The sequence below is a fragment of the Streptomyces sp. CB02058 genome, from assembly GCF_001905505.1.
Classification (GTDB): domain Bacteria; phylum Actinomycetota; class Actinomycetes; order Streptomycetales; family Streptomycetaceae; genus Streptomyces.
The window spans coordinates 32,911-55,877 of record NZ_LIPG01000001.1 but is presented as its reverse complement, the minus strand read 5'-3'; the positions used below and the strand labels follow the sequence as shown (position 1 = coordinate 55,877).

Annotated in this window: 22 protein-coding genes; 17 read left to right on the top strand and 5 right to left on the bottom strand. The window is 70.7% G+C overall.

What is annotated here, in order from left to right; genetic code table 11:
* Nucleotides 1-201: 201 nt before the first annotated feature.
* The 6 genes from AMK10_RS00270 (at nt 202) to AMK10_RS00245 (ending at nt 5,795) form a co-directional block, all read left to right on the top strand.
* Entirely contained in the window at nt 202-1,005 is an 804-nt protein-coding gene (locus AMK10_RS00270; RefSeq protein WP_073743524.1) for a response regulator transcription factor, read from the top strand.
* A 24-nt stretch (nt 1,006-1,029) separates the two neighbouring features.
* The gene (locus AMK10_RS00265; RefSeq protein ID WP_073743522.1) at nt 1,030-2,073 is read left to right on the top strand and encodes a LacI family DNA-binding transcriptional regulator; all 1,044 of its coding nucleotides are present in this window, start codon (nt 1,030-1,032) and stop codon (nt 2,071-2,073) included.
* A 94-nt stretch (nt 2,074-2,167) separates the two neighbouring features.
* Nucleotides 2,168-3,400: a S1C family serine protease gene (locus AMK10_RS00260; RefSeq protein ID WP_073743520.1), complete on the top strand. Its 1,233-nt coding sequence runs from the start codon at nt 2,168-2,170 to the stop codon at nt 3,398-3,400.
* 13 nt (nt 3,401-3,413) lie between these two features.
* Complete coding sequence (locus tag AMK10_RS00255; protein ID WP_073743518.1) at nt 3,414-3,596, top strand: hypothetical protein; 183 nt, start codon at nt 3,414-3,416, stop codon at nt 3,594-3,596.
* Between the two features lie 49 nt (nt 3,597-3,645).
* Nucleotides 3,646-4,377 (top strand): response regulator transcription factor, encoded by a 732-nt coding sequence (locus AMK10_RS00250; protein WP_073743516.1) that lies wholly within the window; start codon nt 3,646-3,648, stop codon nt 4,375-4,377.
* On the top strand, nt 4,374-5,795 hold the full coding sequence (locus AMK10_RS00245; RefSeq protein ID WP_073743514.1) for a sensor histidine kinase: 1,422 nt from the start codon (nt 4,374-4,376) through the stop codon (nt 5,793-5,795). The genes AMK10_RS00250 and AMK10_RS00245 overlap by 4 nt, the downstream gene beginning before the upstream one ends.
* A gap of 7 nt (nt 5,796-5,802) precedes the next feature.
* On the opposite strand, the gene AMK10_RS00240 is transcribed toward AMK10_RS00245, so the two are convergent.
* The 4 genes from AMK10_RS00240 to AMK10_RS00225 all read right to left on the bottom strand — a co-directional run bounded on the left by AMK10_RS00240 (nt 5,803) and on the right by AMK10_RS00225 (nt 9,766).
* Complete coding sequence (locus tag AMK10_RS00240) at nt 5,803-6,345, bottom strand: PIN domain-containing protein (RefSeq protein WP_073743511.1); 543 nt, start codon at nt 6,343-6,345, stop codon at nt 5,803-5,805.
* 31 nt (nt 6,346-6,376) lie between these two features.
* The gene (locus AMK10_RS00235) at nt 6,377-6,823 is read right to left on the bottom strand and encodes a helix-turn-helix domain-containing protein (RefSeq protein ID WP_073743509.1); all 447 of its coding nucleotides are present in this window, start codon (nt 6,821-6,823) and stop codon (nt 6,377-6,379) included.
* 94 nt (nt 6,824-6,917) lie between these two features.
* Complete coding sequence (locus AMK10_RS00230; protein ID WP_073743507.1) at nt 6,918-7,811, bottom strand: phosphatidylinositol-specific phospholipase C; 894 nt, start codon at nt 7,809-7,811, stop codon at nt 6,918-6,920.
* A gap of 149 nt (nt 7,812-7,960) precedes the next feature.
* Nucleotides 7,961-9,766 carry a bifunctional metallophosphatase/5'-nucleotidase gene (locus tag AMK10_RS00225; protein ID WP_073743505.1) on the bottom strand — a complete coding sequence of 602 codons (1,806 nt, stop codon included), beginning with the start codon at nt 9,764-9,766 and terminating at the stop codon, nt 7,961-7,963.
* 224 nt (nt 9,767-9,990) lie between these two features.
* Between AMK10_RS00225 and mshD the strand changes: the two genes are divergently transcribed.
* The 11 genes from mshD to pstB all read left to right on the top strand — a co-directional run bounded on the left by mshD (nt 9,991) and on the right by pstB (nt 21,824).
* Nucleotides 9,991-10,914, top strand: coding sequence for a mycothiol synthase (gene mshD / locus AMK10_RS00220; RefSeq protein ID WP_073743503.1), 924 nt, complete (start codon nt 9,991-9,993; stop codon nt 10,912-10,914).
* Between the two features lie 93 nt (nt 10,915-11,007).
* Nucleotides 11,008-11,415: a GntR family transcriptional regulator gene (locus tag AMK10_RS00215; RefSeq protein ID WP_073745903.1), complete on the top strand. Its 408-nt coding sequence runs from the start codon at nt 11,008-11,010 to the stop codon at nt 11,413-11,415.
* Entirely contained in the window at nt 11,415-12,314 is a 900-nt protein-coding gene (locus tag AMK10_RS00210; RefSeq protein WP_073743501.1) for an ABC transporter ATP-binding protein, read from the top strand. Before AMK10_RS00215 ends, AMK10_RS00210 begins: the two co-directional genes overlap by 1 nt.
* Complete coding sequence (locus tag AMK10_RS00205; RefSeq protein WP_073743499.1) at nt 12,311-13,294, top strand: hypothetical protein; 984 nt, start codon at nt 12,311-12,313, stop codon at nt 13,292-13,294. Before AMK10_RS00210 ends, AMK10_RS00205 begins: the two co-directional genes overlap by 4 nt.
* A 269-nt stretch (nt 13,295-13,563) precedes the next feature.
* Nucleotides 13,564-15,810: an RNA degradosome polyphosphate kinase gene (locus AMK10_RS00200; RefSeq protein ID WP_073743497.1), complete on the top strand. Its 2,247-nt coding sequence runs from the start codon at nt 13,564-13,566 to the stop codon at nt 15,808-15,810.
* Entirely contained in the window at nt 15,797-16,786 is a 990-nt protein-coding gene (locus AMK10_RS00195) for a CHAD domain-containing protein (protein WP_073745901.1), read from the top strand. Before AMK10_RS00200 ends, AMK10_RS00195 begins: the two co-directional genes overlap by 14 nt.
* Nucleotides 16,783-17,196 (top strand): NUDIX hydrolase, encoded by a 414-nt coding sequence (locus AMK10_RS00190; protein ID WP_073743496.1) that lies wholly within the window; start codon nt 16,783-16,785, stop codon nt 17,194-17,196. The genes AMK10_RS00195 and AMK10_RS00190 overlap by 4 nt, the downstream gene beginning before the upstream one ends.
* 471 nt (nt 17,197-17,667) lie before the next feature.
* A complete protein-coding gene (pstS, locus tag AMK10_RS00185; protein WP_073743495.1) occupies nt 17,668-18,804 on the top strand; it encodes a phosphate ABC transporter substrate-binding protein PstS in 1,137 nt (378 codons plus the stop codon).
* A 128-nt stretch (nt 18,805-18,932) separates the two neighbouring features.
* Nucleotides 18,933-19,925: a phosphate ABC transporter permease subunit PstC gene (gene pstC / locus AMK10_RS00180; RefSeq protein WP_073743494.1), complete on the top strand. Its 993-nt coding sequence runs from the start codon at nt 18,933-18,935 to the stop codon at nt 19,923-19,925.
* Nucleotides 19,922-21,010, top strand: a complete 1,089-nt coding sequence (gene pstA, locus AMK10_RS00175; protein ID WP_073743493.1) for a phosphate ABC transporter permease PstA — start codon at nt 19,922-19,924, stop codon at nt 21,008-21,010. The genes pstC and pstA overlap by 4 nt, the downstream gene beginning before the upstream one ends.
* Nucleotides 21,011-21,047: 37 nt before the next feature.
* Nucleotides 21,048-21,824: a phosphate ABC transporter ATP-binding protein PstB gene (gene pstB / locus AMK10_RS00170; RefSeq protein ID WP_073743492.1), complete on the top strand. Its 777-nt coding sequence runs from the start codon at nt 21,048-21,050 to the stop codon at nt 21,822-21,824.
* Between the two features lie 140 nt (nt 21,825-21,964).
* Here the strand turns inward: pstB and AMK10_RS00165 are convergent, their stop codons facing one another.
* Nucleotides 21,965-22,963 (bottom strand): inorganic phosphate transporter, encoded by a 999-nt coding sequence (locus tag AMK10_RS00165; protein ID WP_073743491.1) that lies wholly within the window; start codon nt 22,961-22,963, stop codon nt 21,965-21,967.
* Nucleotides 22,964-22,967 lie beyond the last annotated feature (4 nt).

Here is a 22,967-nt window from a genome sequence, read left to right as displayed (position 1 = left end):
TCAGCGGCCCCCTGGCGCGGGGCAGCACAGTAAAAACCGTATGACGGCCGTAGTGGGTGATGGTCGTACGGGAGTACGAAGCAGTGCCGCATACTCCCCCGGGTCCGACCCGGGAGTGCCCCTCTCGCAGGGAACGAGGAGGACCGACGTAATGGGCGAGCTAACCGTGCACTATCCGACGACCCAGGCAGGTGGGCGGCGATGAGTTCACTGCTGCTTCTGACGAATGCCCTTCAACCGTCGACGGAGGTGCTCCCCGCTCTCGGCCTTCTGCTGCACAGCGTGCGGGTCGCCCCCGCCGAAGGACCCGCACTCGTCGACACCCCTGGTGCCGACGTGATCCTCATCGACGGCCGCCGCGACCTCCCGCAGGTGCGGTCGCTGTGTCAGCTGCTCCGGTCCACCGGCCCCGGCTGTCCGCTGATCCTCGTCGTGACGGAGGGCGGCCTCGCGGCCGTCACCGCCGACTGGGGCATCGACGACGTCCTGCTGGACACCGCGGGCCCCGCCGAGGTCGAGGCCCGGCTGCGGCTGGCCACCGGCCGCCAGCAGATCACCGCCGACGACTCCCCCATGGAGATCCGCAACGGTGACCTGTCGGTCGACGAGGCGACGTACAGCGCCAAGCTGAAGGGCCGGGTCCTCGACCTGACCTTCAAGGAATTCGAACTGCTCAAGTACCTCGCGCAGCACCCGGGCCGGGTCTTCACCCGCGCCCAGCTGCTCCAGGAGGTCTGGGGCTACGACTACTTCGGCGGCACCCGCACGGTCGACGTCCACGTACGGCGGCTGCGCGCCAAGCTCGGCCCCGAGCACGAGTCGCTGATCGGCACCGTCCGCAACGTCGGCTACCGCTTCGTCACCCCCGAGAAGGCGGACCGCGCCTCCGAGGAGGCCAAGGCCAAGGCCGCCCCGAAGCCGGTCGACGAGGACGTCACCCGTCCGGAGCAGTCGGCGGAGGCCGAGATCACGGAAGAAGCCCCGGTCCGGCCTGCCAAGCGGTAGGTCGATCCGCGTAGACTGCCGCGCGTGGCCAAGGTGACGCGGGACGATGTGGCGAGACTGGCGGGGACCTCGACAGCGGTCGTCAGCTACGTCATCAACAACGGACCCAGGCCGGTTGCCCCGGCCACGCGCGAGCGGGTGCTCGCCGCGATCAAGGAGCTGGGTTACCGGCCCGACCGGGTCGCCCAGGCGATGGCATCGCGGCGCACCGATCTCATAGGGATGATCGTGCCGGACGCCCGGCAGCCGTTCTTCGCGGAGATGGCGCACGCGGTCGAACAGGCCGCGGCCGAGCGCGGGAAAATGGTGCTCGTCGGCAACTCGGACTACCGCGACGAGCGCGAGGTCCACTATCTGCGGGCCTTCCTCGGCATGCGGGTCTCCGGGCTGATCCTGGTCAGCCAGGGCCCCAGCGAGCGCGCGGCGGCCGAGATAGAGGCGTGGGACGCCCGTGTCGTCCTGCTGCACGAGCGCCCCGAGGCCATCGACGACGTCGCGGTCGTCACCGACGACATCGGCGGCGCCCAGCTCGCCACCCGCCATCTCCTGGAGCACGGCAACGCCTATGTGGCGTGCCTCGGCGGCACGGAGTCGACCCCGGTGGTCGGCGACCCGGTCGCCGACCACATCGAGGGCTGGCGCCGGGCGATGCACGAGGCCGGGCGCTCGACGGACGGCCGGCTCTTCCACGCCCCGTACAACCGCTACGACGCCTACCAGGTCGCCCTGGAGCTGCTCTCCGGCCCCGACAGGCCCCCGGCCATCTTCTGCTCGACGGACGACCAGGCCATCGGGGTGCTGCGGGCCGCGCGCGAGCTGCGCATCGACGTGCCCGGAGAGCTCGCGGTGGCGGGCTTCGACGACGTGAAGGAAGCGGGGCTGACCGATCCGCCGCTGACGACGGTCTTCTCCGACCGGCCCGCGATGGCACGGGCCGCCGTGGACCTGGTGCTCGACGACTCGCTGCGGGTCTCGGGCTCCCGGCGCGAGCGGCTGAAGCAGTTCCCGTCCGCCCTGGTGGTCCGCCGGTCGTGCGGCTGCGGAGAACCGACGGTGACCAAGCGGTAGCGGGGCGCACCCTTATATCGGGCATACGAGGTTCTGCCGGGCTTCTCAGGGGGCACTCAGGCTGCTCTCATGTTCGCTGTCCACTCTCGTAGGCATGACCGACAGCCACCGCCCGAGCGGCGAGTACCCGATGTCCCCCTCGAACGACAACGGTTCGTACGACAACGGTTCGTACGACAGCTCTTCGTACGGCAGCGCGTCGCAGGGCGGCACCCCCGAGGGTGCCGCCCCGTACGGAACCCCCTCGTACGGCGGTGCCCCGCAGGCCGGTACCTCGCAGAGCGGTGGCTCGCAGGCCGGCGCCCCCTACGGCGGTGGCGAGGCGGCCTACCCGCCGCCCCCGGCCTACGGGCCCGGCGGAGGGACCTCGACTGCGTTCCACGCCTGGCCGGCCCCCGCCCCCGAGCCCGCGGCCCCGGACGCCTCGGCGTCCCCGCGCCGGGTCAAGCGCCCTTACGCGCTGCTGGCGGCCGTGGCCATCGCGGCGGCGGCCGTCGGCGGCGGCACCGCCACGCTCATGGGAGAGCTGGCGGGCGGCAGCTCCAGCGGCTCCGGTTCCAGCGGTGTCGTCAGCGGCACCACCGTCTCGCAGAGCAGCGCGGGCACCGTCTCCGGCGTGGCGGCGGCCGTGTCGCCGGCCATCGTCGAGATCACCGCGACGTCCTCGGCGGGCGAGGCCACCGGCTCGGGCGTCGTCATCACCGCGGACGGCGAGATCGTCACCAACAACCACGTCATCTCCGGCGCTTCCCAGATCAAGGTGGCCCTCAGCACCGGCAAGTCCTACACCGCCGATGTCGTCGGCACCGACCCCGACAAGGATCTGGCGCTCATCAAGCTCCAGAACGCGAGCGGGCTGAAGACGGCCACGCTCGGCGACTCCTCCTCGGTGAAGGTCGGCGACCAGGTCGTGGCGATCGGCTCACCCGAGGGCCTCACCGGCACGGTCACCAGCGGCATCGTCTCGGCCCTCGACCGCGACGTCACGGTCGCCAAGGACGAGGAGCAGGGCCAGCAGCAACAGCAGCAGGGCGGTCAGCAGTGGCCGTTCGAGTTCGGCGGCCAGCAGTTCAACGGCGACACCGGCTCGTCCACCACGACGTACAAGGCCATCCAGACCGACGCCTCGCTCAACCCCGGCAACTCCGGCGGCGCCCTCATCAACATGAACGGCGAGATCATCGGCATCAACTCCGCGATGTACTCGCCCAGTTCGTCCAGCACCTCGGGCAGCACCGCCGCGGGCAGCGTGGGTCTCGGCTTCGCCATCCCGGTCGACACCCTCAAGGCCGACCTGGACACCCTGCGGGCCGGCGACGGCTCCTGACGAGGAGGTCCTCATGAATCCCGCGACGGATCACACGGCCGCCGGCCCCTCCGGCCTGGCCCTGCCACTCGCCCTGGCCGCCGAACTGGCCGCCCGGGCACCCGCCTCGGCGGCCACCCGGCCGCCCGAGATCCGCGGCGGCACGAGCCGCGGACGCCGTGCCGCGCGACGCCGTGCGGCGGCCGTGCGAGGCTGAGAACACCGCACCGCCGCACCGGCGACAAGAGGAAGAGGACGAAGAAGCGATGAGCCCCGCCGAAGACGATCCGCAGCGCGTACTGATCGTCGACGACGAGCCCGCCGTCCGCGAGGCACTGCAGCGCAGCCTCGCCTTCGAGGGGTACGGAACAGAGGTGGCCGTGGACGGCTACGACGCCCTGGCCAAGGCCGAGGCGTACGCCCCCGACCTGATCGTCCTGGACATCCAGATGCCCCGCATGGACGGCCTCACCGCCGCCCGGCGCATCAGGGCCACCGGGTCGACGACACCCATCCTGATGCTCACCGCACGCGACACCGTCGGCGACCGGGTCACCGGCCTCGACGCGGGCGCGGACGACTACCTCGTCAAGCCCTTCGAGCTGGACGAGCTCTTCGCCCGCATCCGGGCCCTGCTGCGCCGCAGCTCGTACGCGACCGCGGCCGGGGCCGAGGTGCCCGACGACGACGTGCTGTCCTTCGCCGACCTCCGCATGGACCTGAACACCCGCGAGGTCACCCGGGGCACCCGCCGGGTCGAGCTCACCCGCACCGAGTTCACCCTCCTGGAGATGTTCCTGGCCCACCCCCGGCAGGTGCTGACCCGGGAGCAGATCCTCAAGGCGGTCTGGGGCTTCGACTTCGAACCCAGCTCCAACTCACTGGACGTGTACGTGATGTACCTGCGCCGCAAGACCGAAGCCGGCGGCGAACCGCGCCTGGTCCACACGGTGCGGGGCGTCGGCTACGCCCTGCGCTCCGGCGGCGGTGACGGGTGACCGGCCTGCGCCGCCGGCTCCGTTCCCTCCCGCTCCGCTCCCGGCTCGCCCTGCTGGTCGCCATGGCGGTCGCGGTGGCGGTGGCCGCGGTGGCGGCGGCCTGCTGGTTCGTGACGCGGCAGCAGCTGGAACACCAGCTGGACGAATCGCTGCGCGGCTCGAAGGTGGACCAGCTCGTCCTGCAGAACCTGTACGCCTACTGCAAGGGCAGCACATCCCAAGTGCCCCCGCCGCTGCCCGGCGTCACGGTCCAGCTCATCGACTCCCAGGGCACGGTCTGTGTCGCCCCCGACGCCGCGTCGTCGAAGCTCCCGGTGAGCGGCGACGACGTGGCCGTGGCCAAACGGGAGCGGACGTACACCCTGCACTCGGTGACGGCCGAGGACGGCAAGGACATGCGGGTCTACACCTCCCCGCTCGAGGTCCGGGGCCCGGGGGGCGACTCCGGGAACCTCGCTGTCTCCCTCGCGCGCCCCATGAGCGAGGTCACCGACCCGCTCTCCACCCTGGCCTGGGTCCTGATCCTCGTCGCCGGCATCGGCGTCGTCGGCGCCGGCGCCGCCGGCCTCTGGGTCGCCCGCACCGGACTGCGCCCGGTCGACGACCTCGCGCACGCCGTCGCCCACGTGGCCGAGACCGAGGACCTGACCATCCGCATCCCCGCCGAGGGCGAGGACGAGATCGCCCGGCTCTCCCGCTCCTTCAACTCGATGACCAGCTCCCTGGCCATCTCCCGCGACCGCCAGTCGCAGCTCATCGCCGACGCGGGGCACGAGCTGCGCACCCCGCTGACCTCGCTCCGCACCAACATCGAACTGCTCGCCCGCAGCGACGACACCGGCCGGGCCATCCCGCCCGAGGACCGCAAGGCCCTGATGGCGTCGGTCAAGGCCCAGATGACGGAGCTGGCCGCGCTCATCGGCGACCTCCAGGAGCTCTCCCGCCCGGACGCCGCCCAGCCCGGCCCCTTCCAGGTCGTGGGGCTGCACGACATCACCCGTAACGCCCTCCAGCGCGCCCGGCTGCGCGGCCCCGAGCTCACCATCACCGCCGAACTGGCACCCTGGTACGTCCGCGCCGAACCCGCAGCCCTGGAGCGTGCGATCGTCAACGTCCTGGACAACGCGGTGAAGTTCAGCCCGGCGGGCGGGACGATCGACGTCGTCCTGCACCGCGGCGAGCTGACCGTGCGGGACCACGGCCCCGGCATCCCCGCCGAGGAACTCCCCCACGTCTTCGACCGCTTCTGGCGCTCCCCCTCGGCCCGCCAGCTCCCCGGCTCCGGCCTCGGCCTCTCCATCGTGGCCCGCACGGTCCAGCAGGCGGGCGGAGACATCGCCCTGACCCCGGCCGAGGGCGGCGGCACCCTCGCCTCGATCCGCCTCCCGGGAGCGCCGCAGCCGCCACCGGGGCAGTGAGCGCAGCTCAAAGGCGCCGACGGAACTCCGCGGCGAACTGCGGGACGCCACCCGCATCCAGCCTGTCCAACAGCCCGTGCAGGTCACGCGGTTCCCGACGGTAGCCGGCAACCTGCCCACGGAGGACGGCAGCGACGTCGACCGGAGCGAGGTCCAGCAGGTCCAGAAGAAAGTCGTCCGGGCGCAGAACCTCGATGTCGTACGGGTCGGATGCCGCCGGAGGGAAGTCCTTGACGTTCGAGGTGACCACCGCATGCGCCTGACCACGGACAGCCGCGGCAAGCACATGGCGATCCTTCGGGTCGTTCACCATCACCGGAACGAGCCCCCCGTACCCGGATACGAGGCTGTCCGGAAACGTGCCCGCCATCGCGTCGACCAGCGTCTTGGCCTTCACCTCCCCGATCCGCTCGGAGACATTCCTCAGCAGCTCGTCGAGGATGTCGGACGACCAAAGCGGTTCGTACAACTCCGCCTGGGCAAGGCGAAGCAACGTGTCCCTCAGGTAGTTCGGGAAGAGAACGCAGGTGTCCAGGACGACGCGTTGCACATCGCTCCAGTCGAGTCGGCCGAGTCAGGGATCAGGCGTCGTACAGTCCGGCGTCTTCGGTCAGTTCGACCAGCCGGTCCAGCCCCTGCCGACGCTGCACGCGCCGCTTCTCCTTGTAGGCGAGCACGTCCTCCAGCAGCACTCGGCGGTGCCGGCCGGGCCGGGAGAAGGGGACGCCCCCTTCGTCGAGGATCTTGACGAAGGTCGGCCGGCTGACCCCCAGCAGATCCGCGGCCTCCTGGGTGGTGAGCGTGGTGTTCACGGGAGCGACGGTTACCGCCTTGCCCTCCGACAAGGCCCTGACCACCACCATGAGGGCTTCGTAGACCTCCGAGGGCAGGGTGCGGGTGCTTCCGTCGGGACCTCGCAGCAGCGCGGGCTCGGCAGCCTGGGGAGTCCGGTCGAGGAAGGCGCAGAGCTCGGCGATCTCCGCACGGTGCTCGGGCAGGAGGGTGCGGTCTTCCGTGGTGCCGTTCATGGCTCGGTCTCCTTCGAGGGTCTCCACAGCATCGCACAATTCGAAAGAAACGCAAGTGTGCCACCTCGGCCGCCACCGGGGCAGTGAGCGGGGCTCAGACCGCCGGGTTGTGGCGGATCAGCGACTCCACCAGGCCGGAGCGGGTCGCCGGGAAGTCGAGCGGGACGATCCCCAGCCCGGTCCAGCCCGACGCCTCCGCCCCGTCGAGGAACGCGTGCACCTGCGGGTTGAGCCGGTCGGAGTTCCAGCGGGGCGGCAGCAGCGCCGCCGTGCTCACGTAGTTCATGAACAGCTTGCCGGGCTGCTGGGCGGCCTTGCGGAACTGCGCCTCGATCTTCGGGTACTTGGCGAACGGCTCCGCCATGTAGTCGTCCTGGATGTCGAAGAGCGCGGAGTCGGCGTACCGCACTCCCGGCAGGCCCCCGTTGTCGGCGAGCAGCACGACCTTCCCCCGGGCCGCGCCCAGGTCCGGGAGCGTGGAATCGAGGCGGAGGAGCGGGCGCCAGCCCTTGCTGTCGAGGTAGATGTCGAAGATCCGCCGGAACGCGGCGTCGCTCTCCTCCGAGTACTCCTGCTTGACCCGCATCAGCACGGTCTCGGACGGGTGCCCGGCCAGGAAGTCCCGGCAGGCGCCCAGCACGTCGTCGAAGTTCAGGTTCTGGTACGACGCCCCGTGGTGGATGGCGTACGCGTCGCCGCTGATCCGGCAGCGTACGTCGAGGAAGCGGATGCCGCTGTCGAGCTGCTGGGCCACCGTGGTGTTCTGGCACGCCGTCCAGGGACCGCCGTAGCGCGCACCGGAGTTGTGCGTCCCCGGGATCGTGAGGCGTCGCAGCGGGGTGGCGTCGGGGATGCCGCCCATCCAGTCCTGGGTGCCGCGGGCCGCGCGGGAGGCGGCACCGGCGGGCGTCCCTCCGAGGAGGATTCCGGCGGTGACGGCGAGCGAGCCGGTGAGCAGGCTTCGGCGGGTGGTGGTGTGCGGGCTCATGGGGACATGCCTCCGGAGGCCGTGGGGGAATGGCTCCGGAATTATGACGGGTACTCATCAAACGCGGAACAGGGCCTGCCCCGCGCGGCCGACGGAAACGGGGCGGTGAGCCTCCCGGCCCACCGCCCCGCCCGTCGTCACCCGTTCCGCTACTGCACGACCGTGATCCGGTCCGTGGCCGGCGGGGCCAGCGGGGCCGAGGCCGTGGAGTGGGCCGCCAGGTAGGCGTTGAACAGATCCAGGTCGGACGGGCCGACCAGCTTGTTCGTGCCCTGGCCGAGGGCGGCGAAGCCGTCGCCGCCGCCCGCGAGGAACTCGTTCATCGCGACGCGGTACGTCTTCGCCGGGTCGATCGGCTCACCGTTCAGCAGGACCGAGGAGGCGACCACACGGTCGGCGCCCGCCTTCGTCATGTCCAGCGTGTAGGTGAGGCCCTTCGAGACCTGGAGGATCTTCGGCGAGGCCGCGTTGGAGCCGCTGACCTGCTGCTGGAGCGCGGTCACCAGCTGCGCGCCGGTCAGGTCGACGACGTTCATCATGTTGGTGAACGGCTGGACGGTGAACGCCTCGCCGTACGTCACCACGCCGTCGCCCTCGCTGCCCGACGCCGCGTACACCAGGTCGGAGCGGATACCGCCCGGGTTCATGAACGCGACGACCGCGCCGCCCTTGTCGGCGGGGGCCAGGCCCTCCAGCTGGGCGTCGGCGATCAGGTTGCCGAGCGGCTTCTCGGGGGCCGTGGAGCCGCGGCCGTTGATGTCGGCGGAGATGTAGCCCTGGGGACGGCTCGCGATGGGGGCGGCGAGTGTGTTCCAGCGGGCGATCAGGGCCGTCATGTCGGTGGCCTTGGCCTGGTCACGGCTGACGATGTGGTTCGCCGACTCCACCGACGTACGCACGATGTCCTTGGTGCGGCGGTCGTAGGTGAGGGTCGTGTCCGTGTAGATCTTCCCGAACGACGACGCCGAGGTGACCATGCGCGGCTGACCCGACGGGTCCGGCACCGTGCACACGTACGCCTGGTGGGTGTGGCCGGTGACCAGGGCGTCGACCTTCGGCGTGATGCCCTTGGCGATGTCGACGATCGGGCCGGAGATGCCGTCGCCGGCGCCCGGGCTGTCGCAGTCGTAGTTGTACGAGGAGGAGGCCGGGGCGCCGCCCTCGTGGATCAGCGCGACGATGGACTTGACGCCCTGGCGGTCCAGCTCCTTGGCGTACTTGTTGACCGTCTCGATCTCGTCGTGGAACTTCAGGCCCTTGACGCCGTTGGCCGTGACGATGTTCGGCGTGCCCTCCAGGGTCACCCCGATGAAGCCGATCTTGACGCCGTTCTTCTTCCAGACCGTGTACGGCTTGAGGATCGGCTTGCCGGTCTTCTCGCTCGTCACGTTCGCCGCGAGGTACGGGAAGTCAGCGCCCTTGAACTTCTTGCCCTCCTCGTAGCAGCCCTCGACCGGGTGGCAGCCACCGTTCTGGAGACGGGCGAGCTCCGTGGCCCCCTCGTCGAACTCGTGGTTGCCGACGGCCGTCACGTCGAGGTCGAGCCCGTTGAGCGCCTCGATGGTGGGCTCGTCGTGGAAGAGCCCCGACAGCAGCGGGCTCGCGCCCACCATGTCGCCACCGGCCGCCGTGACGGAGTACGCGTGGCCCTTGCGCGCGGTGCGCAGCGAGGTCGCGAGGTACTCGACGCCACCGGCAGGGACCGACTTCACCGTGCCGTCGGGCTGCGTCTCGCTGACCGAACCGGCGGAACCGGCCGGCGGCTCCAGGTTGCCGTGCAGGTCGTTGAAGGAGAGCAGTTGCACGTCGACGGTGCGGGACGGGTGGCCGTGGCCGTGGCCGCGGTCATGGGCGCCGGCCGGCATCGCGGCGACGAGCGCGCCCACGGTGGCCAGCCCCGCCGCGGCGGCGAGCACCCGCCGGGACGCACGGTTCTTCTGTGGAGTCGCTGACATCGGTCCCCTTGTGAGTTCAGCGGAAGGTGATGGGTGGTGATAACACGCCAGCCGCAGCCTAGAGTCAACGCGCGTAGCGCGACAGATGTCCGGGGTTACGAACTGGTTGCCGCACCCTCAGAAAGGGGTGTTCACCCCTCAGGACGCACATATAGGGGCATCCGCGCCCCGGACCGAAGCGGACGGGCCCCGGCCGGGCGCCCCCGCGCCGTACGCTCGTCACCATGACGACTGACGCACCCCTCCCCTCCCCCGGGCGCGAGATCGAGACCCTCGACGCGCTCACCCCCGAGCAGGCCGACGCCGTCCTCGCCCTTCTCGGCGAGGCCGCCGACGCCGACGGCCGGCAGGCCGTCTCCGAGCAGGGGCGGCTGCAACTGCGGGGCGGGCACCGTGCGGGCGTCAGGCATTTCCTGCTCACCGTCGACGGCGTACTGGCCGGATACGCGCAGCTGGAGGACACCGACCCCGTGGAGGCCCCCGCGGCCGAGCTGGTCGTGCACCCCTCCCACCGCGGCAGGGGCCACGGCCGGGCGCTCGGTGCCGCCCTGCTCGCCGCGACCGGGAAGCGGCTGCGGGTCTGGGCGCACGGCGGCAAGTCGGCCGCCCGGCATCTCGCACAGGTCCTCGGACTCTCGCTCTTCCGCGAACTGCGCCAGCTCCGCCGCCCGTTGACCGACCTCGACATCGCCGAGCCGGTCCTCCCGCCGGGCGTCACCGTGCGCACCTTCGTGCCGGGCCAGGACGACGAGGCCTGGCTCGCCGTGAACAGCGCGGCCTTCGCCCACCACCCCGAGCAGGGCTCCCTCACCCAGCGGGACCTGGACGACCGCAAGGCCGAGCCCTGGTTCGACCCGAAGGGCTTCTTCCTGGCCGAGCGCGACGGCGCCATCATCGGCTTCCACTGGACGAAGACGCACGCCGAGGAGGAGCTCGGCGAGGTGTACGTCGTCGGCATCCTCCCCGACGCCCAGGGTGGCGGCCTCGGCAAGGCGCTCACCGCGATCGGTCTGCGCCACCTGGCCGCCCAGGGCCTGCCCACGGCGATGCTCTACGTGGACGCCGACAACCCGGCGGCCCTGTCGGTGTACGAGCGGATGGGCTTCGCCACGCACGAGGTCGACCTGATGTACCGCACGGAGTCCTGAGGACTCCTCAACACGGCCAGGGGCGGCGTCACTTGACGCCGCCCCTTCCTTACGTCACCCTTTCACTACTCAATTAGTGAAAGGGTGGTGAACATGGCAGAGTCCGCAGCGGTCGAGTTCCGCATCGACCGGCGCAGCGGCGTCGCCACCTACCTCCAGATCGTGCAGCAGACCAAGCAGGCGCTCCGCCTCGGAGTGCTGGAGCCGGGCGACCGGCTGCCCACGGCCCGCGAGGTCGTCGAGGCCACGGCGATCAACCCGAACACCGTGCTCAAGGCCTACCGCGAGCTGGAGCGCGAAGGGCTCGTCGAGGCCCGCCGCGGCCTCGGCACCTTCGTCCGCCGCACCCTCGGCAGCGCCGCGCTCACCACCGACCAGCCGCTGCGCGCCGAGCTCGCCGAGTGGACCCGCAGGGCCCGTGCCGCCGGACTGGACAAGGACGACGCGAGCGCGCTCTTCACCGACGTACTGGACAGCACATACAAGGGGGACCAGCACTGATGACAGGCGCCGCGATCGAGGCGAACGGCCTCGGCATGACGTACGGGCGAAGGCGCGGGTGGGCGCTGCGCGACTGCTCGTTCCGGCTGCCCGCCGGACGCATCTGCGCCATGGTCGGGCCCAACGGCGCGGGGAAGTCCACCCTGCTCGCCCTCGCCGCGGGCCTGCTCCGGCCCACCGAGGGCTCGGTGCGGGTGCTCGGCACCACGCCCGCCGAAGCCCGCCCCCGCATCGCCTACGTGGCACAGGAGAAGCCGCTGTACCCGCAGCTCACCGTGGCCGACACCCTGTGGGCCGGGGCCGAGCTCAACCCCGCCACCTGGGACCGGGCGACCGCCGACCGGATTGCCGGCCCACTCCCCCAGGACGCCAAGGTGCGCTCCCTGTCGGGCGGCCAGCGCACCCGCCTCGCTCTCGCTCTCGCGCTGGGCAAGCGACCCGAACTGATGCTGCTGGACGAGCCGATGGCCGACCTCGACCCGCTCGCCCGCCACCAGCTGATGGGCGTGCTCATGGCCGAGGCACTCGAACACGGGACCACCATCGTGATGTCCTCGCACATCCTCACCGAGCTGGAGGGCTCCTGCGACTACCTCCTTCTCGTCGACGGCGGCCGGATACGGCTGGGCGGTGAGAGCGAGGACATCGTCGCCGCGCACGCTCTGGTCACAGGCCAGGTCCGCGACCTCGCGCCGCACACGGTCGTCGAGTCGCGCACAACGGGGCGTCAGCTCACCGCACTCGTACGGAAGGAGGGCCCCGTGGACCCCGCCGCCTGGGACGTCACGGTGCCTTCGCTGGAGGAACTCCTGCTCGCCCACCTCCGCTCCCCCGAAGCCCCCGCGCTGCTCACCCCGAGCGCGTCCTTCGCACCTCCCGGAACGGCGGTCCCCGCATGAGCACCCTCACCGAGCTGCGCGGCCCCGCACGCGTCGTCGTACGGCAGCACCGAAGCACCCTGCGTATCGCCGGCCTCCTCGCGCTGGCCGCGGCCGTCGCCCTCATCGGCTTCGCACTGTGGACGTCCCATCTCATCGACAGCTTCGACGCCGGCGACTGCGAGGCCTCAGGCGTCTCCGGCCCCGAGTGCGACCAGCGGATCGTGGACTTCAACGCGTCGATGTCCCTGTTCGGCAGCGTGCTCATGTACGCCGCCCTGGCTCTGACCGTCCTGCCCGCGATCATCAGTGCCTTCGTCGCCGGGCCGCTGATCGCCAGGGAGCTGGAGAGCGGCACCTACCGCGTGGCCTGGACCCAGTCCGTGACGCCCGCCCGCTGGCTGGCGGCCAAGCTGGCCGTGCCCGCCGTCCTGCTCGTCGCGGGCGTGACCGTGCTGTCCGCCGTCCTCAGCTGGGCACAGACACGGACGGCCACCGACTTCTCGGTCGACTGGTTCGACGGTCCGGTCTTCGTCGCGACAGTCCCCGCGGTCATCGGCTACACGCTGCTCGGCATCACCGTGGGCACACTCACGGGCCTGCTGGTGCACCGCACGGTGGCCGCGATGTCGGTGGCCACCGTCGTCACCGGCACGGTGATGGTGGTGCTCAACCTCCTCCGGGAGAGCCTCTGGCCCCTGCGGACCGAGAACTCCGAGGGCGTCAAGCCCTCCGGCGTGCCGCTCGACGCCTGGGTGGTCGACGTCGGCCGCCTCACCAGCGACGGCCGCCGGCTGCCCATGGACGTGTGCTGGCCGCGCATCGACGATCTTCAGGAAAACCGGTGCCTGGCCGATCACGACATCATCGGCACGTTCACCGAATACCACCCGAGCTCTCACCTCTGGCCCCTCCAGCTCGTCGAGACCGGCATCGTGCTCGTCCTCGCCGCCGTGGCCCTCGCGGTCGCCTTCCGCGTCCTGCGCCGTCTCCACGGCTGACCCGCCACCCCTGTCCGGGCCCCGGGGGGAGTCCGGGCAGGGGGGCGGGCACCGTGGGACCGGGACGGCCTCGCAGTCACACCGCTTCCTGTACGTCATGTCATCGTTACCGGCCATTCAGACGGGCTTGCGACCCTCACGGGATGCAGCCAGCTGTGCCCACCCCCCGCAACGCGAGAGGCCCCGGTCCGGGGACCGGCCCCGCTCCTTCCGCGATCTTTAACGGCTCCGACGCGCCTGTTGAGCCGAACACGCGGAAGAATAGGTCCATGAGCCAGCAGCCCAGCTCCGAGGTCCCGGTCCAGCCCGCCCAGCCGTCGGTCGGCTCGCTCGCCGCGCACCGGCCGCACGCCGTGGCGGGCTCGGTGCCAGCCGGCCTGTCCACAGCAGCCGATCTCGACCCCGATCTGGACAACGACGCCGACGCCTACGAGCCCGAGGCGGACGGCGACGAGCTGCCGCACGGCCGGTTCCTGGACCGGGAACGCAGTTGGCTCGCATTCAACGAACGGGTGCTGGAACTCGCGGAGGACCCGGCCACACCTCTACTCGAACGGGCTAATTTCCTGGCGATCTTCGCCTCGAACCTGGACGAGTTCTTCATGGTCCGCGTCGCCGGCCTCAAGCGCCGCATCGCGACCGGCGTCGCCACCCGGTCCGCGTCCGGGCTCCAGCCCCGCGAGGTCCTCGACCTGATCTGGACCCGCTCCCGGGAGCTCATGGCCCGGCACGCCGCCTGCTACCAGCAGGACGTCGCGCCCGCCCTGTCCGACGAGGGCATCCAGCTGGTCCGCTGGCCCGACCTGACCGAGAAGGAACAGGCCCGCCTCTTCACCTTCTTCCGTCAGCGGGTCTTCCCCGTCCTGACCCCGCTGGCCGTCGACCCCGCGCACCCGTTCCCGTACATCTCGGGGCTGTCGCTCAACCTCGCCGTCGTCGTGCGCAACCCGGTCAGCGGCCACCGGCACTTCGCCCGCGTCAAGGTGCCGCCGCTGCTCACCCGCTTCCTGGAGGCGTCCCCGCAGCGCTACGTCCCGATAGAGGACATCATCGCGGCGCACCTCGAAGAGCTCTTCCCGGGCATGGAGGTCCTCGCCCACCACATGTTCCGGGTCACCAGGAACGAGGACCTGGAGGTCGAGGAGGACGACGCCGAGAACCTCCTCCAGGCCCTGGAGAAGGAGCTCATGCGGCGCCGCTTCGGCCCGCCGGTCCGCCTGGAGGTCGAGGAGTCCATCGACCCGTACGTCCTGGACCTGCTCGTGCGCGAGCTGAAGATCTCCGAGACCGAGCTCTACCCGCTGCCGGGCCCGCTCGACCTCACCGGACTGTTCGGCATCGCCTCGCTGGACCGGCCCGAGCTGAAGTACCCCAAGTTCATCGCCGGCACCCACCGCGACCTCGCCGAGGTCGAGTCCGCGTCCGCGCCCGACATCTTCGCCGCCCTGCGCGAGCGCGACGTGCTGCTGCACCACCCGTACGACTCCTTCTCCACCTCCGTCCAGGCCTTCCTGGAGCAGGCTGCGGGCGACCCGGACGTCCTCGCCATCAAGCAGACGCTGTACAGGACTTCGGGCGACTCCCCGATAGTCGACGCCCTGATCGACGCCGCCGAGTCCGGCAAGCAGGTCCTCGTGCTCGTCGAGATCAAGGCGCGCTTCGACGAGCAGGCCAACATCAAGTGGGCCCGCAAGCTGGAGGAGTCCGGCTGCCACGTCGTCTACGGCCTCGTCGGGCTCAAGACCCACTGCAAGCTGTCGCTGGTCGTCCGTCAGGAGGGCGACACCCTGCGCCGCTACTCCCACGTCGGCACCGGCAACTACCACCCCAAGACGGCCCGGCTGTACGAGGACCTCGGCCTGCTCACCGCCGACCCGCAGGTCGGCGCGGACCTCTCCGACCTCTTCAACCGGCTCTCCGGCTACTCCCGCCGCGAGACCTACCGCCGGCTGCTGGTCGCCCCGAAGTCCCTGCGCGACGGACTGATCGCCCGTATCAACAAGGAGATCACCCACCACCGCGCGGGACGGCCCGCCTACGTCCGCATCAAGGTCAACTCGATGGTCGACGAAGCGATCATCGACGCCTGCTACCGGGCAGGGCAGGCCGGTGTGCAGGTCGACATCTGGGTACGCGGCATCTGCGCGATCCGCCCCGGCGTCAGCGGCCTCTCCGAGAACATCAGGGTCCGGTCGATACTGGGCCGCTTCCTCGAACACTCCCGGGTCTTCGCCTTCGGCAACGGAGGCGAGCCCGAAGTCTGGTTCGGCAGCGCCGACATGATGCACCGCAACCTCGACCGTCGGATCGAAGCACTGGTCCGCGTCACCGATCCCGCGCATCGCGCCGCGCTCAGCAGGCTCCTGGAAACAGGCATGTCCGACACGACCTCCTCCTGGCACCTGGGCCCCGACGGAAACTGGACCAGGCACTCCACGGACGCGGACGGCCAGCCGCTGCGGCACGTACAAGAGATGCTCATTGACGCCCGGAGGCGCCGGCGTGCGACGCCCTGACCACTCGACGACGACGCTCTCCGCGGAAGCGGTCCTCGCGCCCTACCTGCGCGAACAGGCCGCCTCCTTCCTTCGGGGACTGCGGCTGCACGGCGAGCACAACGCCCCGGCCGACGCCGGCACCCAGGGTGCCGACGAGGCGGCCCGCACCCTGCGCCGCGCGGCCCGCCGCATCAGCGGCACACTGCACACCTTCCGGGGGGCGCTCGAACCCGCCTGGGCCGACCAGCTCCGCACGGAACTGGCCTGGCTCTCCGGCACCCTGGCCCGGGAGCACGCGTACGCCACCCGGCTCGGCCGGCTGCTGGAGGCCCTGCACCAGCTCTCCGGCGCCGCCCTCCCCGCGGCCCGGACCCCGGGGGACGCCTCGGCCGAGAGCGCCAAGGAGCGCGCGGCGCTCGGCGTCGGCGCGGCCAGGGCCGGAGCCCTGCTGGAGCGCCGGCTCACCCTCGCCAGGACCCGCGCCCACTCGGCGGCGCTCCAGGCGCTGGGCTCCTCCCGCTTCCACGCCGTCGCCGACGCCGTGGCCCTGCTCGCCTCGGAGGTCCCGCTCTCGGCCACGGCGGCCGAACCCGCGTCCGAAGTGCTGCACAGCCCCGCCGAGCTGGCCGAACAGCGGATGCTGGACGCGGTGGCCGCGCTGCCGCCCGACGAGTCGGCCGAGCCGTACAACGAGGCCCACGACGCCCTCTGGCACCAGGCCCGCCTGCTGCTCCGGCTGCACAGATACGCCCACGAGGTCGTACGGGGCGGAGCCGACCCGGCACTCACCGGCCCCGGCCACGCGCTCGACCTGCACCGGGACGCGGCCGAGGCCGCCGCGGCGGCGGCGGACGCGGCCCGCACCCCGCGCATCGCCCCGGCGACGGCGTACGCCCTGGGGGTGCTCCACGCCGACCAGCGGCACGAGGTGGAGGCGGCGCGCAGCGTGTTCCGGGAGACCTGGCCGTACGCGGCGGCCGTGACCGCGCCATGAGCGGCGGCACCGTCCTGGCGGCCGGCTGCGTGCTGTGGCGCCGGGCCCCGGAGAGCGGGGCCCTGGAGATCTGCCTGGTCCACCGGCCCCGCTACGACGACTGGTCCTTCCCCAAGGGGAAGCTGAAGCGCGGCGAGACGGCGAGGGAGGCCGCCCTGCGCGAGGTGCTGGAGGAGACGGGCCACCACTGCGTGCCGGGAGCGGCGCTGCCGACGGCCTTCTACCTGGCGAACGGCCGGCCGAAGGAGGTCAGCTACTGGGAGGCGGAGGCAGCCGACGGCGCCTTCGTGCCCAACCACGAGGTCGACCGGCTGGAGTGGCTCTCCCCCGACACCGCCCGGGCCCGCCTCTCCCGCCCGGACGACCGCATCCAGCTGGACGCGTTCCTGCGTTCCACGCCCGACGCCTGACACCACCCGGCACCTTCGCCCACCCACGGAGCCGGCCCAACCCCTTCGCCCACCCGACGCCTCAGCCGGCCCGGCACCTGGACCTGCCCTACGCCTCAGCTCGCCCGGCGCCTGGACCTGCCCTACGCCTGAGCTCGCCCGGCGCCCCGCGCCTGCGGACACCCGGCCCAGGGCCGTGACCTGCGGACATGACCCGGGCCGCGGTCTCCGGGCGCGGCCCGGCCGGTGGCCGCCGGCTGCCCCGGCCCCCGCTCAGGGGCAGCTCCGCGCCCCCGGACCACCGCGCCGCGCCGCAGAACCAGCCCGCCCAGCACGGTTCACCTTCCGTTCACTCTGCCCCGTAGGCCGCTTCACCTGTTCTGCCTAATTTCGGACGTACACGGTGCACGGCACCAAGCCACCGCACCTTTCCTCATCGCACGCCGCCACACACCTACGACCGCGGCGGCTCCTGGAAGGAACACCCCGAAAGTGAAGCTTCAGCGCAAGAACCGGCTTCGTGCCACCGCGCTCGGTGCCCTCGCCGTCTCCGGCGCCCTGGTCCTCACGGCGTGCGGTTCGGACAACAACACCGGCACCGACACGGAGGGCGGCAGCAAGACGAGCGCCGCCGCGTCCGACATCAAGTGTGACGGCGCCGAGGGCCAGCTTCGTGCCTCCGGGTCCAGCGCCCAGAAGAACGCGATGGACCTCTGGGTCAAGAACTACATGGCCGCCTGCTCGGGCGTGGAGATCAACTACAACTCCTCCTCCTCCGGCGAGGGCATCGTCGCCTTCAACCAGGGCACCGTCGGCTTCGCCGGCTCCGACTCGGCGCTGAAGCCCGAAGAGGTCGCGGACTCCAAGAAGATCTGCACCTCCGGTCAGGGCATCAACCTCCCGATGGTCGGCGGCCCGATCGCGATCGGCTTCCACCTCGAGGGTGTCGACAGCCTGACGCTGGACGCCTCCACGCTGGCCAAGATCTTCGACTCGAAGATCAAGAACTGGAACGACCAGGCGATCGCCAAGCTCAACGAGGGCGTCAAGCTCCCGGACAAGGCGATCCAGGCCTTCCACCGCTCCGAGGACTCCGGCACCACGCAGAACCTCGGCAAGTACCTGAACGCCGCGGCCCCGAGCGACTGGAAGTACGAGGCCGAGAAGAAGTGGCCCGCCCCCGGTGGCCAGGCCGCGTCCGGCTCCTCCGGTGTCGCCTCGCAGGTGAAGGCCGTCGACGGCTCGATCGGTTACTTCGAGCTCTCGTACGCCTCCTCGCAGGACATCACCACGGTGGACATCAACACCGGTGGCGCCACCCCGGTGAAGGCCACCTCGGAGAACGCCTCCAAGGCCATCGCCGCCGCCAAGGTCAAGGGCACCGGCAAGGACCTGGCGCTCGACCTCGACTACACCACCAAGGCCGAGGGTGCCTACCCGATCGTCCTGGTGACCTACGAGGTCGTCTGCGACGCCGGCAACAAGGCCGAGACCCTCGGCACGGTCAAGTCCTTCCTGACCTACACCGCCTCCGACGAGGGCCAGAAGGTACTGACGGACGCCGGTTACGCCCCGATCCCGGCCGAGATCAACGCCAAGGTCCGCGAGACCATCAGCGCCCTCTCGTAACCACGGGCCGCACGACGCACAGGGCGGGGGCGGTCCGGAACACCCCTCCGGACCGCCCCGGCCACCCATCCCATCCGGTGCACCGCCGCCAGGGGAGCGCCAGCTCCCCCACACAGACCGGAAAGATCATGGCTTCCACCACACCGATCGACATCCCACCGGCCCCGCCGGCCAAACCACAGCGCGCAGGCTCGACCGGACGCGCAGGCGACAAGATCTTCCTGGGCCTCTCACGGGGTTCGGGCATTCTGCTGCTCGTGATCATGGCCTCTATCGCCGTGTTCCTCAGCTACCGGGCCGCGATAGCCATCTCGAAGGACGAAGGGAACTTCCTCACCACCTTCGACTGGAACCCCGCAGGAGACCCGCCGGTCTTCGGCATCGCGGTCCTGCTCTTCGGCACCGTCGTCAGCTCGATCATCGCGATGGTCATCGCGGTTCCGATCGCTGTCGGCATCGCCCTCTTCATCTCGCACTACGCGCCGCGCAAGCTGGCCGCCCCGATCGCGTACGTCGTCGACCTGCTCGCCGCCGTGCCCAGCATCGTCTACGGCATCTGGGGCGCGCTCGTCCTCGTGCCGTATCTGGAGGGCCTGAACCTCTGGCTCGACCAGTTCTTCGGCTGGACCTACATCTTCGAGAAGACCGAGGTCGGTGTCGCGCGCTCGCTCTTCACCGTCGGCATCCTGCTCGCGATCATGATCCTGCCGATCGTGACCAGCGTCAGCCGCGAGGTCTTCCTCCAGGTCCCGAAGATGAACGAGGAGGCCGCGCTCGCCCTCGGCGCCACGCGCTGGGAGGTCATCCGCCTCTCGGTCCTCCCGTTCGGCCGCTCCGGCATCATCTCCGCCTCGATGCTCGGCCTGGGCCGCGCGCTCGGCGAGACGATGGCCGTCGCCACCGTCCTGTCGCCGAGCTTCCTCATCTCGCTGCACGTGCTCAACCCGGGTGGGGGCACCTTCGCCCAGAACATCGCCGCGAAGTTCGGCGAGGCCGACGCCTTCGGCCGCGACGCCCTGATCGCCTCGGGCCTCGTCCTCTTCGTCCTCACCCTGCTGGTCAACGGCGCGGCCCGGCTCATCATCGCCCGCCGCAAGGAGTACTCGGGGGCCAACGCATGAGCCACGCAACCACCACCGGCGTCCAGGACCAGCGTCCGCGCACCTCGCCGGAACCGCGCCCGTCCGGCCTCAGCAGCCGCAGCCTCCCCCGGTGGGCACCGCTGGGCTTCGCCGCCGTCTCGATCGCGCTGTCGATCGGCATCAGCACGGCCGCCGGCTGGCACAGCCGCGTCCAGTGGGGCCTGATCGCGGCGCTGCTCTTCCTGGCCATCTCGTACGTGGCGACCACCGTCGTCGAGAACAAGCGCCAGGCCAAGGACCGCCTCGCCACCAGCATCGTCTGGGTCTGCTTCCTGGTCGCCGTCGTCCCGCTCGCCTCGCTGCTCTGGACGACGATCAGCCGCGGCTCGGAGCGGCTCGACGGCTACTTCCTCACCCACTCGATGGCCGGCGTCCTCGGCTCCGAGGCCAGCGGCGGCGTCTACCACGCGCTGATCGGCACCCTGGAGCAGGTCGGGATCGCCACGGTGATCTCCGCACCGCTCGGCCTGCTGACCGCGGTCTACCTGGTGGAGTACGGAAAGGGCGCGCTCGCCCGCGCCGTCACCTTCTTCGTCGACGTGATGACGGGCATCCCGTCCATCGTGGCCGGCCTCTTCATCCTGTCGATCATGCTGATCGCGGACATCGAGCCGTCCGGTCTGATGGGCGCCCTGGCCCTGACCATCCTGATGATCCCGGTCGTGGTCCGCTCCACCGAGGAGATGCTCAAGCTCGTCCCCAACGAGCTCCGCGAGGCCTCCCTCGCCCTGGGCATCCCCAAGTGGCGCACCATCCTGAAGGTGGTCCTGCCGACCGCGATCGGCGGCATCACCACCGGCGTCATGCTGGCCATCGCCCGCATCGCCGGTGAGACCGCGCCGATCATCCTGCTGGTCTTCGGCAGCCAGCTGATCAACACGAACCCCTTCGAAGGCGCCCAGTCCTCGCTGCCGTTCTACATCTACGAGCAGTACAAGATCGGCGAGGCCGCCTCCTACGACCGGGCCTGGGCAGCCGCCCTGGTGCTGATCGCCTTCGTCATGATCCTCAATCTCGTGGCCCGCGGCATCGCCCGCTGGAAGGCCCCGAAGACCGGTCGCTGACGCGGCCATCAGCGACCCGAAAGAAGCAGTGATTCACATGGCCAAGCGCATCGACGTCGGCGGACTCACCGCCTACTACGGCTCCCACAAGGCCATCGAGGACATCTCGATGACCGTGGAACCCCGCTCCGTGACCGCCTTCATCGGCCCGTCCGGCTGCGGCAAGTCCACCTTCCTGCGCACCCTGAACCGCATGCACGAGGTCACCCCCGGCGGCCGCGTCGAGGGCAAGGTGCTGCTGGACGACGAGAACCTCTACGGCACCGGGGTCGACCCCGTCACCGTGCGCCGCACGGTCGGCATGGTCTTCCAGCGCCCGAACCCCTTCCCGACCATGTCGATCTTCGACAACGTCGCGGCGGGCCTGCGGCTGAACGGCTCGTACCGCAAGAGCCAGCTGTCGGACATCGTCGAGAAGTCCCTCAAGGGCGCCAACCTCTGGAACGAGGTCAAGGACCGCCTGAACAAGCCGGGCTCCGGCCTCTCCGGCGGTCAGCAGCAGCGCCTCTGCATCGCCCGCGCGATCGCCGTCGAGCCGCAGGTGCTCCTGATGGACGAGCCCTGCTCGGCACTCGACCCGATCTCGACGCTCGCCATCGAGGACCTGATCGGCGAGCTGAAGGAACGCTTCACGATCGTCATCGTGACGCACAACATGCAGCAGGCGGCACGTGTCTCGGACCGTACGGCCTTCTTCAACCTCGCGGCGGTCGGCAAGCCCGGCCGGCTCATAGAGATCGACGAGACGGAGCGGATCTTCTCCAACCCGTCGGTGCAGGCGACCGAGGACTACATCTCGGGCCGCTTCGGCTAGGCCTCCGTTCGGCCACAGACGGCCTTGGGGTGCTGCATGGCGGTGCCACCACAAGGCAAAGGGTCCGCCCCCGCTCTCCACAGGAGAGCAGGGGCGGACCCATTCCCGGACCGATGGCCGGGCCGTTCGCGGCCCGGCCGTCAGCCGAAGAGCAGCACGACGATCCCATAGCTCGCCGCGGCGACCAGCGCCGCCGCGGGCATCGTGATGAACCACCCCAGGATGATGTTCTTGGCCACTCCCCAGCGCACCGCGTTCACACGCTTCGTCGCGCCGACACCCATGATCGCCGAGGTGATGACGTGAGTCGTGGAGATCGGGGCGTGGAAGAGGAACGCCGAGCCGAACATGATCGAGGCGCCGGTGGTCTCGGCCGCGAAGCCCTGCGGCGGGTCCAGCTCGATGATCTTGCGGCCGAGCGTCCGCATGATGCGCCACCCGCCCGCGTACGTCCCGAGGGACAGCATCGCCGCACAGGCGATCTTCACCCAGACCGGGATCTCGTCGTTCGGGCCCTCGACGTCGGCGATGACCAGCGCCATCACCACGATGCCCATCGTCTTCTGGGCGTCCTGCAGACCGTGACCGAGCGCCATGCCCGCAGCCGAGACCGTCTGTGCGATCCGGAAGCCGCGCTTGGCCTTGTGCGGGTTGGTCTTCCGGAATATCCACATGATCCCGACCATCACCAGATAGCCGACGACCAGGCCGATGACGGGCGACAGGAACATCGGGATGACGATCTTGGACAGCACGCCGTCCCAGTGCACCATCGTCCCGCCGGCCAGCGCCGCGCCCACCATGCCGCCGAACAGGGCATGCGAGGACGAGGACGGGAGGCCGTAGTACCAGGTGATCAGGTTCCAGATGATCGCGCCGACCAGCGCCGCGAAGAGGATTCCCATCCCCTTCTGGCCCTCGGGCGTGGCGATCAGACCTTCGCTGACGGTCTTGGCGACCCCCTGGCCCAGGAAGGCGCCGGCGAGGTTCATCACAGCGGCCATCGCCAGAGCCGCACGCGGGGTCAGCGCCCGGGTGGAGACCGAGGTGGCGATGGCGTTCGCCGAGTCGTGGAAGCCGTTCGTATACGTGAAGCCGAGCGCGACACCGATGGTCACGATCAGCGCAAAGGTGTCCACGAGG